Annotated in this window: 16 protein-coding genes; 6 read left to right on the top strand and 10 right to left on the bottom strand. The window is 37.7% G+C overall.

Annotated elements, in window-relative coordinates; all coding sequences use genetic code 11:
- Positions 1–179 precede the first annotated feature (179 nt).
- Complete coding sequence (locus AC33VI_RS15020; RefSeq protein ID WP_491783077.1) at positions 180–452, top strand: hypothetical protein; 273 nt, start codon at positions 180–182, stop codon at positions 450–452.
- 18 nt (positions 453–470) lie between these two features.
- On the opposite strand, the gene AC33VI_RS15015 is transcribed toward AC33VI_RS15020, so the two are convergent.
- The 4 genes from AC33VI_RS15015 to AC33VI_RS15000 form a co-directional block, all read right to left on the bottom strand.
- Positions 471–746: a hypothetical protein gene (locus AC33VI_RS15015; protein ID WP_491783076.1), complete on the bottom strand. Its 276-nt coding sequence runs from the start codon at positions 744–746 to the stop codon at positions 471–473.
- Between the two features lie 4 nt (positions 747–750).
- Complete coding sequence (locus AC33VI_RS15010; RefSeq protein ID WP_491783075.1) at positions 751–1,737, bottom strand: tyrosine-type recombinase/integrase; 987 nt, start codon at positions 1,735–1,737, stop codon at positions 751–753.
- 147 nt (positions 1,738–1,884) lie between these two features.
- On the bottom strand, positions 1,885–3,507 hold the full coding sequence (locus tag AC33VI_RS15005; protein WP_491783074.1) for a cyclic peptide export ABC transporter: 1,623 nt from the start codon (positions 3,505–3,507) through the stop codon (positions 1,885–1,887).
- Entirely contained in the window at positions 3,507–4,877 is a 1,371-nt protein-coding gene (locus tag AC33VI_RS15000; RefSeq protein ID WP_491783073.1) for a cytochrome P450, read from the bottom strand. The genes AC33VI_RS15005 and AC33VI_RS15000 overlap by 1 nt, the downstream gene beginning before the upstream one ends.
- Positions 4,878–5,087: 210 nt before the next feature.
- On the opposite strand from AC33VI_RS15000, the gene AC33VI_RS14995 reads away from it, so the two are divergent.
- Positions 5,088–6,464, top strand: a complete 1,377-nt coding sequence (locus tag AC33VI_RS14995; protein WP_491783072.1) for a GspE/PulE/PilB domain-containing protein — start codon at positions 5,088–5,090, stop codon at positions 6,462–6,464.
- A gap of 90 nt (positions 6,465–6,554) precedes the next feature.
- On the opposite strand, the gene AC33VI_RS14990 is transcribed toward AC33VI_RS14995, so the two are convergent.
- Positions 6,555–6,977 (bottom strand): CAAD domain-containing protein, encoded by a 423-nt coding sequence (locus AC33VI_RS14990; protein ID WP_491783071.1) that lies wholly within the window; start codon positions 6,975–6,977, stop codon positions 6,555–6,557.
- A gap of 379 nt (positions 6,978–7,356) precedes the next feature.
- The gene (locus tag AC33VI_RS14985) at positions 7,357–7,575 is read right to left on the bottom strand and encodes a ssl0294 family protein (protein WP_491783070.1); all 219 of its coding nucleotides are present in this window, start codon (positions 7,573–7,575) and stop codon (positions 7,357–7,359) included.
- Positions 7,576–7,888: 313 nt separating this feature from the next.
- Between AC33VI_RS14985 and AC33VI_RS14980 the strand changes: the two genes are divergently transcribed.
- Together AC33VI_RS14980 and AC33VI_RS14975 are read left to right on the top strand one after the other, a co-directional pair.
- Positions 7,889–8,176, top strand: a complete 288-nt coding sequence (locus AC33VI_RS14980; protein WP_491783069.1) for a hypothetical protein — start codon at positions 7,889–7,891, stop codon at positions 8,174–8,176.
- A 46-nt stretch (positions 8,177–8,222) separates the two neighbouring features.
- Positions 8,223–8,438, top strand: a complete 216-nt coding sequence (locus AC33VI_RS14975; RefSeq protein WP_491783068.1) for a hypothetical protein — start codon at positions 8,223–8,225, stop codon at positions 8,436–8,438.
- 67 nt (positions 8,439–8,505) lie between these two features.
- On the opposite strand, the gene AC33VI_RS14970 is transcribed toward AC33VI_RS14975, so the two are convergent.
- The 4 genes from AC33VI_RS14970 to AC33VI_RS14955 all read right to left on the bottom strand — a co-directional run bounded on the left by AC33VI_RS14970 (position 8,506) and on the right by AC33VI_RS14955 (position 13,145).
- Positions 8,506–10,134, bottom strand: coding sequence for a protein kinase domain-containing protein (locus tag AC33VI_RS14970; protein WP_491783067.1), 1,629 nt, complete (start codon positions 10,132–10,134; stop codon positions 8,506–8,508).
- A 216-nt stretch (positions 10,135–10,350) separates the two neighbouring features.
- Complete coding sequence (locus AC33VI_RS14965; RefSeq protein WP_491783066.1) at positions 10,351–10,575, bottom strand: Calvin cycle protein CP12; 225 nt, start codon at positions 10,573–10,575, stop codon at positions 10,351–10,353.
- Positions 10,576–10,978: 403 nt separating this feature from the next.
- Positions 10,979–12,790, bottom strand: a complete 1,812-nt coding sequence (locus AC33VI_RS14960; RefSeq protein ID WP_491783065.1) for an aspartate kinase — start codon at positions 12,788–12,790, stop codon at positions 10,979–10,981.
- A 133-nt stretch (positions 12,791–12,923) separates the two neighbouring features.
- The gene (locus tag AC33VI_RS14955; RefSeq protein WP_491783064.1) at positions 12,924–13,145 is read right to left on the bottom strand and encodes a type II toxin-antitoxin system HicB family antitoxin; all 222 of its coding nucleotides are present in this window, start codon (positions 13,143–13,145) and stop codon (positions 12,924–12,926) included.
- Positions 13,146–13,326: 181 nt separating this feature from the next.
- On the opposite strand from AC33VI_RS14955, the gene hxpB reads away from it, so the two are divergent.
- Together hxpB and AC33VI_RS14945 are read left to right on the top strand one after the other, a co-directional pair.
- Positions 13,327–13,989, top strand: a complete 663-nt coding sequence (hxpB, locus tag AC33VI_RS14950) for a hexitol phosphatase HxpB (protein ID WP_491783063.1) — start codon at positions 13,327–13,329, stop codon at positions 13,987–13,989.
- Positions 13,990–13,993: 4 nt separating this feature from the next.
- The gene (locus AC33VI_RS14945; RefSeq protein ID WP_491783062.1) at positions 13,994–14,488 is read left to right on the top strand and encodes a cupin domain-containing protein; all 495 of its coding nucleotides are present in this window, start codon (positions 13,994–13,996) and stop codon (positions 14,486–14,488) included.
- Positions 14,489–14,798: the final 310 nt, after the last annotated feature.

Genomic DNA, 14,798 nt, shown 5'->3' with positions numbered 1-14,798 from the left:
ATGACCTTGAATTATTGCAGGAGCGCGAGGGCAATTCTAGATTTAACTCAAACTACATATAGGGTTTAAAAATAAATTAAGCACCATATATAGTAGTTGACTAATAGGTAAGTTTCTTAACTTGTCACCGTTGGGTAATAGGTAATAGGTAATAGGTAATAGGTAGTAAGGAGTGAGTGATGCTTAAAGCTTGGTTAGTAGGAGTAGGAATTTTATTTGTTTTGGCTGAGTTTGGTATTTGGCTGAAGCAATTTATTTTGCCCTTACCGATTTATATTTTGGTTGGGGCTTTTTTGGCGATCGCATCTAATTACGAGGGAGGCATTATTGGTATGTTTCGCCAAGGAGAATCTACTAGCCCTGATGTATTAGAGCAAACTGCGACTTTGATTGAGGAAGTCAAAATGTTGGAAGACAATACAAAAGTTTTGAGCGATAGTAGCGATAAATAAGTATCTAAGCAGAATTAGTTACACATTTGGGAGACGGGGAGACCTTACAAGGGTAGACTTTTTACATTTGACTGTTTTGGGTGACTGGGTGCGCGGGAGACAGGGAGAACCTTCGGGTAATCCGATACATCTTCCCCAAGTCTCCAAATCAAACATTTGTAGCAGACAATAGCGTATTTCATATAACCCCGACAGCCACCAGCTAGCACCTGCCACCACTAGCACCACTAAAGGTACTCCTAACAGCAAGACCCATCTGACATTAGCAACATAGGTATCAAAATCTTGAAACAATACTTTAGACAGAAGGGATATTAATATTAAGTTTGAGGGCGGGATTATTTTCCCAGCGATCGCCAATATGAGCGTAGATAGAAGTAGTGCGGGGATCTTTATGTCCCAGTAAATCTTGTACTTGGCGCAGATCTGCCCCCGAGCGCAAAGCCAAAGTACCAGCAGTGTGTCTCAGACTATGGGCGGAAATAGTTCTACCAGGAATGTGTTTGAGGGAAGTGCGATCGAGATATTTATCGACAATGGAACGAATACCGCGACGAGAGATTCTTTTTCCCCTAGCATTATTTCCCGTGACGACGAACAAAGGTCTAGTGGGTTTGAGGACTTCTCCTTGTACTTCTCGCAGGTGGAGATAATCGACTAACAGATGGGCAATATCTGGAGTTAGAGGTACAACTCGAATGCTTCTTTTTCCTTCTACTCTGATGCCTAAGTTTTGTCCCTGTCTGACCAAACTAGCAATATCCGCACGGTGTAATTCTACGGTTCTAGTACCTTCTAAAGCCATGATGGAAAGCATCGCTCGATCTCTGGCGGATTTTAAAGTACCATCGTCGGGAATGGCTGCTAAAAAAGTTTCGACTTCTGTTTGTTCTAAATAAGTAATTTTTTCCGCAGGATCTAATTTTTCTCTGGGGGGTTTGACTCCCGCAGCAGGATTAATGGCAATCAGTCCTTTTTCTACCGCAGCTTGATAAAAACGACGTACTACAGCTAGTTTTAAAGCGATCGTTGCTGGCTTGTATTTTTTTTGTTCGATCGCCCAACGACGATATTTTTTGAGATCGTTTTTGGTTAAATAAACGGGATTTAAACGACGGCGATCACACCATTGTAAAAATTGATGTAGCTGTCGGGTATAGGTTTTAATCGTATCTTCAGAAGCATCCCCCGCACTAACATCGATATCTAAAAATTCAGCAAATACTGCTAATAAATGATTGGTGGTAATTTTACTAATCTGTGGCGCATCGTTAGTAACTAGCATCAGAGAATTTTTGCTCGATTTGTCACGATATTAGCATAACGATAAGTAGTAATGGGTAGTAGGTAGTGGGTACAATCTGTGGACACAAAAATAATATCTTGTGAATTCCTGTGTTTACCTACTTAATTAATAACTAATCACTAACAACTAACTACTAATCGAACCATAATCTAATTTAATTAAACGAGTGCGATCGCTTTGGCATTGACTGTAATAGCGATCGTCGTGGGTGACGGCAATAATAGTTTTGCCCCGACTTTGTAGATCTGGTAATAATTTGTTGTAGAAGATCTCTTTAAAAACTGGATCTTGATCTGATGCCCATTCATCGAAGACATAAATCGGACGATCTTCAAGATAAGCTGTTAGTAAAGCCAATCTTTTACGCTGACCTTGGGATAAATTAGTAGTGGATAATTTGCCGTCGTTAATTGTAACTTTGTTATCGATTTGTAGTAATTTTAAATAATCTTGAATTTCCCGCTCGCGACTGGGTTCGATACCTATTAAACGCTCGAATAAATAAAAGTCGTAAAAAACCACAGAAAATTGTTGGCGATACCATTCGCGGTTGCGATCGGTTATGGGGATTTTATTGAAGATAATTTCTCCCCCATCGGGGATATATAAACCCGTAATTATTTTCAGCAGAGTAGATTTACCGCTACCATTGCTGCCGACAATAAAAACTATTTCTCCAGGCTCAAATTGTAGATTGATATTATTTAAACTAAATTGATGTTCTTCGGAATCACTATAGTAGGTATGATGAATATTGGCTAATTCTAAACTAGTCCAATGGCGATCAAAACTGCTGCCTGTGGGAAAATCTGGCTCGGTAATTTTTTCGGTAAGAGATAAACCTAAAGATTCGATTTTATCTAAAGAAATATTGGCTTGAGCTAGTTGAGGTAAAGAAGAAGCAATATCGCTAATGGGGTTAATTATATATAAAACCGCTAGGGCATAGCTAGAAATAGTCTCAGGAGGAACATCACTAATACGAGGAAAGACGAATAAAATCAAACCAATGGGGACAAAAAATAAGATAGTGCCTAATGAAGCTCCAAAAGCAATAATATAGATTGCTCGCACCCAATAAAACTTGGACTTGGCAGCAGTAGTTTCTAGGTCTTCTTTTAAAAAAGCCAGGCGACGAGGACGATGTAATTTTAATTCTTTTGTTCCTTCTGTAACCGAAGCAAAATGTCCGAATAAAATATCTTGTATTTGACGATTTTTGTAAAAATCTTTGAGACCTAATTGTTGAATAAAATTATAGATTAAAAACCCTACAGTAATACTGCCAAATACCATTGAAAATAACCAGGGAGATAGCCAGCAAAGATAAATAAAAACTCCCGTCAAAACCGCAATATTAACAATAGTTAAAGACAACTGAAGGGAAGAATTAGCGATCGTATTAATATCTCCCGTCAAAGTTGCCAATAACTTGGGCGCGCCAATAGTTTCTAAATGTTGCAAGGGACAACTTAAAATTTGCTGTGTTATGGTCAAACGCAACTCATAAATTATCTCTTGAGATAAACGAGTAGTGAGCACCCAGCTAATAAACTTAAATACTAATAACACCAAACACAAACCAATAAATAATCCAGGCAACCAAGATGGTAAATCTGGCAGATTGGCGATCGCATAATTAATGGTAGCCAGAATTCCCGCACTACAAGCACCACTAATTAAACTTGATAGTGCTGCTAAAATGATGTTTTTGCGAGATTTTTTAAATAAAAGACTAACTATTTTCATTATTTAGTTGTTAGTTGTTTTTTAACTCGCATTTTAAAAGAAGAGGGAGGAGAAAGAGTTAAACCCCGTCTGATAGGTACGAGAGGACGATTGTTAGTTAAATTTAATTGGAATTTGGCTAAAATTGTGGCTGTCACTAATTTCATTTCTAGTAATGCTAAAGCCGAACCAATGCAACGGCGATTGCCACCCCCAAAGGGAATATATTCATAATTAGAATAAGTTTTAGCTAAAAATCTCTGAGGATTAAATTCTTTAGAATTGGGATACAAATCTTCGCGATGATGGAGAGAATAAATAGAAATCATTAAAGCCGTATTAGCTTGAAAATCACAATCCATAATCGACATTGGTTGAGTCAAAGTACGAACAAAAGCTCCCAAAGCGATCGGATAAATTCTCAGGGTTTCTAAAATTGTGGCATTTAAAAAAGGTAAACTATTTATCGCCTTATAATCGGCAAGATCGCCTACGGAATCTAATTCCACGAGTAACTTATCTTTAACTTCTGGTAGATAATGAATCCAATAAAATAACCAAGTTAAAGCCGAAGCAGTGGTTTCATGTCCAGCAAATAAGAGAGTTATTAATTCGTCGTGTAATTCTTCATTTGTCATTCCTTCCCCATTTTCGTCTTGGGCAACTAATAACAAACTTAAAATATCTCCTTCTGCCGATCTACCCGATTTTAATAATTCTCTCCTTTCTTGAATTTCGGCATAAATCAAAGTTCTAATCTCTGCTTTTAAACGTAAAAAACGACCCCAAGGACTATACTTGCCCCAGTCTTTTTGCAGCCAGGGAAAAAATAGAAAACTAGAACTTAAAGGAGTATTAAATAAATCCAATAGCTTGGTCAACAATTCCCGCAGACGTTCGTATCTTTCCCCAGAATCAATGCCAAATACTACGGTTAAAATTACTCGCATGGTTATTTCTTGCATGACCTCTCGGACTTTGAAAGATTGGTTTGGTTGCCAAGAATCTATTACTTTGTCGGTAATTTTCACAATTTGCTGACTGCATTGTGCTAAAGATTCCCCGTGAAAGGGAGGTATTAATAAACGTCGGCGATTTTTATGAACTTTGCCATCCAATAACAGTAGCGAATTATCTCCCACCAAAAATTTCAAAATTTGATTTCCTTTCCCCACTTCCAAGCGATCGCTAGAAGTAGTAAAAATCTCTTCAATTGCTTGAGGATTTGATGTCATCAAAGTTGGTGGAGCGTTTTTAAACACGATTTGATAAAAATCGCCATACCTTTTAGTACGTTTTTCGATGAAATCTAAAGGACGCAAAATAGAATGAAAAATGCGAAGATTGCGAATTAACCCCGAAGATGAATTAACTGTCGGTAAGGATCTCATTGCTGCCAGCCTTGGTTACGAGCGACAGATAGATTGTAACGAATCCCTAGTAAAGTAAGGTTTTTTTGATGAACCAGTAACGAAGTGGAGGAATATAAAGTCAAATATCCAGCTTTTTGCTAATCTTTGAGTCTAATTTGGGTAAATTAAGAATATTCCCCTTACTGACTCGATCGCGATTATTTATATTTATTTTTTATAATAGGCACAATGTCTCAGTTTAATCAGAGCTTTTCCACAAACCAAGATATGACCGTAGCAATGTTTGCTGATTGTCTTGCTAACAGTAAAGAGATTTTCGAGCTAATCGAGCGAATTTTTCCTGCTGATTCTTGTCGGCATTATCGAGTTCTTCCTTTAAGTTTAAATGGAAGTAATTTGGAGGTGGGAGCGATCGATCCTAAAAATGAAGAATCATTGAAGTTTATTACTTCTATTGCCAAGGTTTTTAAATACAATCTCAATCTCAAGCTAATTGACGACCAAACTCTACAAATAATTTTGGCTAGCTATCCCCAAAATTCCCCACAGTCTGAAAAGCAGAATCGAGATCGAGATAGCGATCGAAATAGAACTGTTATTGATGCCACCGTAATCGACGAAGCTTTTCGCCCAGATCGAAATCCACCTCGCCGAGCGATCGATTCTGCACCAACTCTGATTTCTCAACCAGAAACCAGTCAATCCTCATCTCAAAATTCAAATATCTCTTCGAGTTTAGATGGTTTACCCGCAGACTTAGATTTTCTCAAAGATATCGAACTTACCCCCAAACAAGATTCTCAAACCCCCAAAGGAATTGCCGACAAAACAGCAACTCTATATGAGATTCCGCCAGAGTTTTTGAACCAAGCTCAATCCAATCAATCCAATCAATCCAATAGGTTAGATGACAAACAAACCATTATTGGTGGAAATCCCGCAGAACTTTTAGCTCAAGAAAATCTTGCCGACGAATCAGAAATTGCTCTAGCTGAAGCCCAAATCTCCGATTTGATTGCTGAAGTCTCCCAGCAAATGAAACCCCAAGCTCGACCAGAAAAAGTAGATTTCCTAGCTGAATTAAATTTCAATTTATCTTGGCAAAAGTTATTAGAAGCATCTTTTCAGCACAATACTGAAGAAATTCAGCTGACTCGTCATAGCGATTTTGGTACTGTTGTTACCAGACAAAATAAATCTCTTCAATCTTCTTTAGAAGAAATACCATTGCCTATTTTTTGTTCTTTGATTGATGAAATCAAACGGATGGCAAAAATACCTCTCGATCTTTCCAATCATCCTAAAAAAGTAGTTCTGGAAAGATTTTATCAAGAAGAAAGAATTTTGCTGAGGTTAGCCTTTTCCGAGGAAGATAGGGAACAAGTCCTACTAGTTAAAATTTTTAGAGGGCACAATTTAGCCGTCTACGAACAACAACAGATGGATAAAGTTAGCGAACAGGCTTTATATCTGGCAAGACAGCTAGAAAAAACCTTGAGAAAAATTCAAGCTTGTTTTTATTCGGCAGAATTTAAAACTATTAAAGATTTGCAAGCAGTTCAAAGCAGAATTAACCACCAACTGAGACTTTTGGAAAAAAAATAAGAACCTCCAGAAAACCCAATTTCTGAAGATTCTTAGATTCGGTTTAATAACTTAACTGACAATAAAAATTTACTCGAACAAAGAAATTGATTATTCTTTGCCTACGACTTGAGTTTTGAGAGATTCAAATTCTTGTACTAATTCTTGACGAGAAGATTTAGTTAACAAATAACGATACACAAACCAGCCAGTATAGCCTAAGCCAACTAGCTCGAACATTGGTGCTAATAGAGGGATATCGTTGATAGCTGCCACAATAGCCAAAGTAACTTTGACTGCAACAATGCCCAAGAAAATGAGCAACAAGTTAACTAACAACTTTTGGTTTTCGTCTACAAACTCTTTGATATAGTCAAAAATTTGACTCAAAAAACTTGTACCAATATTCAAATACTCTTGAACTTGAGTATCGGAAGGTGCAGATTTGGTTGCAGCGATAGTGCCTGGAGACTCGCTACTCAAACCTGTTGTGGTTGCTTGAGTTTCGGTTACTTCTGGAGTATTGGCTTCCATATTTTATGCTCCCTTATGGTTTAAATGAATATTAGTGTGCTGTTATGACTATGATGACTATACTTTTGCTAATAGTACCAAACACTTTTAAATGTGGATCTATTTGTTAAAGCAACTTTTAACAGTCTGGAATATTCTCTCACAGTATAATCGGGGTTCTCAGCTAAATTATTAATATTAATAGATTATATTATTGCTTTTTAAAGGATTATAAAGATTATTTGCGGTAAATTGAGCTAGTTTTCTCGTTTAATCTCCTAATTGCCCGTAAATAGTTATAAGTAAAGCATTCAAGACCAATTTTTCTGAAATTTAATTTGAAGCAATTGTACTAAAAAATCTTCCGATATAAGCTAGCGCGATCGCGCTAGCCTTAAATTTAATCTATGTCGATTGATTGAGGTTTGCTGCTATTGTTAGAAGTCGCAGAACTATAATTACTATTGTCAGAGGTATTGTATCCTTGTTCTTCAAGCCATTTTGATAAAGGCTCTTCGTTTAATTTTAATTGCAAAATTCCAGACACAAAACCACCAGCAAAAGCGACAGGCTGCTGAATTAGTTTTTGCAATGCGGGGGTCAACTCAGTTAAAAACATATATCTAGGGATATTAAATTTAAACTTGAATAGATAATAAAGTTTTCCTAAAAATTGTAGCTTAATTACCAAATCAAAAGCAGATTGTTCTTTTTGTTTTTTATATTAGTAATTAATGTTGCTATCTTTGTTTGCGATATTTAACAACTATTAGAGAACTGTTAAGTTCGTGCAGTCAAACTTATACAAAGGTTTTCATTCTAATTTTAATTAGCTTTAATGCTAATAGTGAGTCTTTTTATTACCGCAGCTATTCTTGAGCATAAGGGAAGATTCTCTAGCTAAAAATAATACATACTTCGGGAATCACACAATGGACGAATCACCCAAGAGAGATATATTACTAGCACAGCTAGAGAGAGAACGTTCCATACGTCGTACTGCAAAGTTATTGTATGCCAAGCGATCGCGCATCATCGATGAATTAGACCGTCTAATCTCCCATTTATCATTATTAGTGGCAGTACCCCGCAAAACCTTAGACGATCCTCAACCAGAATCAGACCTTTTAATTGAAGCTGCTAAAAGAATCAACGATCCTATTTTTAGCGATTTAATCGTTCAAGTAATTCAAGACAGACAAAACCAAAATCGCCTCTAATTTCGGTTTATATTTTTATTTAGTTATATTTTAAACTGTAGCAAATATGAAAGTACAAGGCGCAATAGATAAAAAAGACTTTGGTTTTGGTGTTTGGACTCTAGTGACCGATGATGGCACTACTTACGAGTTGAAAGACTATCCGACCGAGTTGGAGCGAAAAGGAATTAAAGTAGAGATAGAAGGTAAAATTCGCGAAGATGTAATGACTATGGCAATGGTAGGTAAAGTTTTAGAAGTCACATCTTATCAGCTTTTGTAGTTAACCTAAGTTAAGGATAAAAAAATTAAGAAGTAAAAAGTAGTTTTTAGTTCTTAGTTTGTAGTTTCTAGTTATCGACAGTTTCAAAAGATTCAATCATCTCTTCGACGGCGGGCAAATACTTATTGTAGGTGTTGATTAGAGCCGTATAGGTAATAATATATGCCTTGCCATCTTTTACCGACCAAGTTTGCATCCTTTGTACCGTACTGCCGTTTTCTTCTCCCGTATAGACTACTCTTCTCCCTTCACTATTTCCCAGTTCGATCTCTACTGGTTCTCTAACATAAGGATCTGATAGACGTTTGATCTCATCGATGGATTCGGTTGTATATTCATCCAAAGAAGCACCTTCCGATAAATTTTCAACTAACACGCTAACACGCTCGTCAAAATTGTCTGAGTCATCTTCTTTGGGCGAGAAAAATACTACCCCAGTGGCAAAAAGATCGTCTCGCTTTTGTTGAGACCACAATTCGGGATAATTGACTTTAAAGCCATATTCATTATTTTCATACAAAGATAAAGCTAGCTCTGGATCGTTATTACCTCGGTTAGAAGATACCCAAAAGCCTACTCCGCCTAGGATTAAAGCCGCAGAAGTTGCGATCGCAGCCAGCATTTTTACTGGGAATTTTTTAGCGGTATTTGCTCCCGCTTGTTTCCCTCCAGCAGATTCCGAACTAGTTTTATGATTAGATTGTGGAGATTGATTTTTGAGTATTACTGTGGGGTTGGGGTTGACTGAAGCAATTCCTTTTGAGTTATTTGAAGAATTCGGTTGGTTAATAATTTTAGTTTTATTAGGCTCGGAGATATTTGGGTCGGGATTGTGTTTTGGAACTAAAACCGTGCGATCATCCAATTGTTCTAGATCGGCTAAAACCATTCCCGCCGAACTATATCTCTCTTGATGGCGATAGCGCACCATTTTATCGAGGATGTCTAAAAACTGGGGTCGATATTTGTGGGGGTTTTCTAATAAGTTGCGCCACATTAATTCACCGCTTTGACTGATAGTATAAGTTTTGGGATGCACTCCCGTTAATGCTTGGATGGCGATCACTCCTACCGCATAAATATCGCTATAAAACCCAGGACGACCCATCATTTGTTCCATAGGCATATAAGATTTTGTTCCTACCGCAACGGTCTGTTTTACTTGTCCTGCGGCATCAATGATTTGGGTACTTACTTGTTTAACCGAACCAAAATCAATCATCACGATCTTTTGATCGCGATCGCGACGCATCAAATTAGAAGGCTTTAGATCTCGATGAATGACGCTGTTTTGTTGGACTACAGATAAGACCTCTAGAATATCTTTGAGCAAACCAATCGTCTCTTCTTCCGACCAAGGCTGCCCTGGTATTATTTCGTTACTTAAGTCGTGTCCTTCAATTAACTCTTGAACTAAAAAGAATTCGTTTTGGTCTTCAAAATAGGCTAACAATCGAGGAATGCGATCGCAATCTCCCAAGCGATTCATAATCTCTGCCTCCCGATTAAATAAGCGTCTGGCTATTTCCAGAGTTTTATCGCTAGCAGATTTGGGTTTTAATTGCTTAACAACACATTTACTATCAAAACACTGTTGATCTTGAGCTAAAAACGTAACCCCCACACCACCCCGTCCTAGCTGTTCGACGACGTAATAACGTCCCTGAATAGTTTTTCCTACAAGATTGTTATCCATCGACACAATTGTATAAACGTGTATAAACAGTTTCTTTTTTTATCTCCATAATTTTAACCAAAAAGAAAAAAAACTCTCTTCTTTCAGTCTAATAATCAAAAGTTATTGTTTTGTTTAATCTTAATAAACTGTAATTATGATGAAAAACCCGCCTCGATCGGCGATCGAGTGCGGGAAAATGTCTATTTAAAGACTTTGCAAGCAAACGAAATAGCTTTAGTCTTCGTAAACTCGACACTCTAAAGCATCGGGATTGTCATCACAATATTTTTCTAAAGAACTTTTTTCAGGAGTTTTTTGCTTTTGGTGTGCTGCTTCAGCAGAAAGCTCTTCTACTGTGTCCCAAGCTGCTGCACATTCTCCAGAAGTAGCTCCTTCGGTGCTACAAACTTCTCTTGCTGCTTCTCGTTCTTGTTGGATTTTTTCTTGTATATCGCTCATATTAGTCTTATTAGTCCTCTGTTGTTAATTCAAGTTATATTATGCCACGCAAGACCATTTAGCTTTGGTAATTAGTCATACCCTTAGAATAATGGGAAAAATATTTAACCCTTGGCTGATGTTTCACATAGGTTGCTCGGCATTTATATTCTACAAACTAGTATCATTCTTACCTAATTGGATTTGACGATCGCATCCTCCTCAAGGAGTAAATTTTTACTAGAGATTGTAATTTGGTTGACATCTAGATTGTAACCTTTGAAGTAGAAGGAGCTAGATCTAGAGAAAAGACGAAAATTACTATTAATTATGGAAGTTGAGTTCTCCCCAAGAGTTCGGCAAATCCCAAAAATCTTAAAGTTTTAATTATTATTTCAGCTATCAACTCGAACAATCAAATAAATTAAGTAGGAATAGTTACTTGTTCTTTACCGCCCAAATCAAAAGCAGTATGCACGGCTTTCAAAGCTCTTACTCCTTGTTCTCGATCGATTACACAACTAATTTTAATTTCTGAGGTAGTAATCATTTGGATATTAATTTTTTCTTTAGCTAAAGCAGCAAAGAACTTAGCTGCTACCCCAGGATGTCCGATCATTCCCGCACCAACTACACTTAATTTGGCGATCTCCGTATCTCCCGAAGCTTCTCCACAGCCAATTTTTTCATTTAATTCACCAATAGCGTTACAGGCTGCTTCAGTATCGCTTTGAGCGACAGTAAAGGCAATATCGCGGGTGGGAATGCCATCAATAATATGACAGCGTTGAGATTGAATAATTGCATCGACGCTAATATTCTTGTTAGCGAGTAAAGAAAAGATTTGGGCTGCCATTCCTGGTTTGTCTGGTACTTGACGAATAGCAATTCTAGCTTGGTCGTTATCTAGAGCCACACCTCTAACGGGGGGGTGTTCTCCCGCATATTTATTACCAGTAATTTCTTTTTGGGAACTAAGATCCACATCAAAAGCCTGAGACAATAAATATAGGGCGCGATCGCATTCTGACTCGTCAATGACGCAACTTACTTTAACTTCAGAAGTGGAAATCATTTGAATGTTAATGTTGGCATCTGCCAGCACTTTAAACATCTTGGCAGCAATCCCAGGACGACCGATCATTCCCGCCCCAGAAATAGCTACTTGAGCAATCTTACGTTCGACCATTACTTCTGCTTCTTGTAGGGCATCCACTTGACTGCGAAGGGAGGGAGCGATCGCTGAGGTTACAGCTTCAGCTTGTTTTAAGACTTTATTAACCACGGTAAAGGCAATATCGTTGCTATTTCCTTCATGGATGGATTGAATGATCAGATCCACATCAATATTTTGATTAGCAATTTCCCCAAATAGATTAGCTGCTACTCCAGGAAAATCTGGCACTCGCAGTAAAGCTACTTTGGCTCGATCGCGGTCTAATTCTACCCCATCTACGGCTTTAGCAATTTCCATCCCCTGTAAAGACCTTGGCTGGGGCAAACGAGAAATAACTTTAGTCCCAGGGCGATCGCTCCAACTAGATAGCACCACTAAAGGCATTCCGTAGTTACGGGCAATTTCTACCGCGCGGGGATGCAATACTTTTGCGCCCAAACTCGCCAACTCCAGCATTTCATCGGCGGTAATTTCTGACATCAATTGAGCGTCGGGTACGAGACGAGGATCTGTGGTGAGAATACCAGGAACATCGGTATAAATCTCGCAGCGATCTGCTTTGAGGGAAGCAGCTAAAGCCACGGCAGAAGTATCGGAACCTCCCCTACCCAGAGTGGTAATTTCCAGTTCTTCGGTACTGCTAACTCCTTGAAAACCAGCAACTACCACTACTTCTCCTCGATCTAGATGTCTGAAAAGGCGATCGGTGCATACTTGCAGAATTCTCGCCCGACTATGTTCTGCTTCGGTGACAATTCCTACCTGTGCGCCAGTTAAAGAGATAGCAGGTTGCCCCAATTCTTGTAATGCCATGCTCAACAGGGCGATAGTTACTTGTTCTCCTGTAGATAGCAACATATCCATCTCGCGCCGACAAGGATTGCTAGATATTTCGTTGGCTAGCTTAACTAAGGTATCGGTAGTTTTACCCATTGCCGAAACTACTACTACCAAGCTGTTTCCTTGTTGTACTGTTTTTCTGATTCTATTGGCAACTACTTGGATACGCTCGACCGATCCAACCGATGTACCGCCATATTTCTGAACCACCAATGCCATAATTTTATTCTCTTAATCCCGCAAGAGGCAACGCTTATATTATCAGTTATTAGTTACAAGTTGCCAGTTATTTGTTGAATTTTTGGTAAGGTTGGATAAATAATCAACTAGCAAAGAAAATTGTGAATTGATACTAGGCTTTTTGTAATTGTCCCTTAAAAACAGCTACTTCTGGTAAAGAAGAACCTTCTTCTAGAGAAGAATTTACCATTTGTTGTAATACTTCTTTGGCATTGCTTAATGCTTCTTCGTAGGTATCGCCATAAGTTTGGCATAGTTCGCCCCATTCGGGTAAAGTAACCACAAAGCAGTCATCTTTTTTTGACCACTGAATCACCATACTGTAATTCAACATTTGATTTTACTCCGCAACTTTCGAGAGTTGATTGTAACTACACTAATCGATTTATTTGAGAAATGCCATACAGTGCTAAACTCAAAATATCTTGATATTAAGCAATCAATAGTAGTAAATTGTCTATTCAATCTTAAAGAACTATCTTCATAACGTCATCTTAAGTACTCAATAATTAATCATGACGATTAAAGCAGTAATTTTCGATCTTGATGGTTTGTTAATTGATTCCGAACCTTTATGGCAGGAAGCAGAAATACTTGTTTTCCAACAAGTGAATATTGAACTAAACTCTCAATTATGTCTGCAAACTAAAGGTCTGAGAATAGACGAAGTAGTGGATTATTGGTATCAAAAATATCCCTGGCAAAACCTGAAAAAAGAGGAAGTAGAACAGGCAATCGTAGACAAAGTAATTGAATTAATTACATTTAAAGGAGAAGCGTTACCTGGTATTGAAAACGCCATATCTTTTGTCCGCCAACAACAAGTAAAAATTGCCCTGGCTTCTTCTTCTGCCTTGAAAATTATTCATGCAGCACTCAAACGACTTAACCTCACAGATGTATTTACTGAAGTATATTCAGCCGAATCGGAAGTATTAGGCAAGCCTCATCCTGGAGTTTATTTAACCACTGCTAATAAGCTTCAAGTTAATCCTCAAGAATGTCTGGCTTTGGAAGATTCTCTCAATGGAGTTTTAGCAGCTAAAGCAGCACAAATGCAGTGTATTGCTATTCCTGAAGCGGATCGATTGAATCATCCTAAATTTGCGATCGCCGATTTAATTCTTCGTTCTTTAAATGAACTAGATCTAACTGTTTGGCAGAGTCTTAATAATTAAAATCATGATGACCAAAGAAGAAATAATTAAACATTTAGGTTTAATCGAACATATTGAAGGGGGCTACTTTCGCGAAACCTATCGTTGCGATCGCAATTTGGAAACCAATAGAGTGGGAAAAGAACGCAGCTTGCTCACATCAATTTATTATATGTTAACTAGCGATCGCCCTATCGACCATTTTCATCGTAATAAATCGGATATCCTCCATTATTTTCAGGCAGGATCGACTATTACTTATTTAACTGTTAGTCCGTCGGGAGAATTGCAAAAAAATAAACTGGGGCTAAACTTTGATCGCGGAGAAGTCGGTCAATTATTAGTACCTGGAGGATATTGGAAAGCAGCAGTATTAGAAACAGGAGATTATGGACTTTTGGGAGAGTCGGTTTCCCCTGGCTTTGATTACCGCGATATGGAATTAGCAACAGCAACAGCATTGCAGCAGTCTTTTCCTCATTTATGGTCGGAATTATCTCCTTATACGAAAAATAAGTAATAAGTAATAAGTAATAAGTAATAAGTAGTAAGTATTGTTGATAATTTTAATGCTATTAAAAACATAATTATTCGATGATAAACCTCATCAACCTAGAAAACCATAGTTATAGTTTTTGAATTGAGTCTGGAGTAAGCTAGAGCAGGAAATATTTTTTATTTACTACTTACTACTTAGGGCTTACTGAAAAAGTCTGAGTAAGGAAAAAAAGAGAGTCAAATGAAAAATTGAAATTCGGAAGAGGAAAACTTGTGGCGAAAAAAGTCACAAAATTGTATTTTTTGAGGGACGAAAGCTTCAGTTCAGCTTT

The sequence above is a fragment of the Waterburya sp. genome, assembly GCF_058530065.1.
Note: the sequence above shows the minus strand (reverse complement) of the source record. Positions and strands in the feature narration are given on the sequence as shown.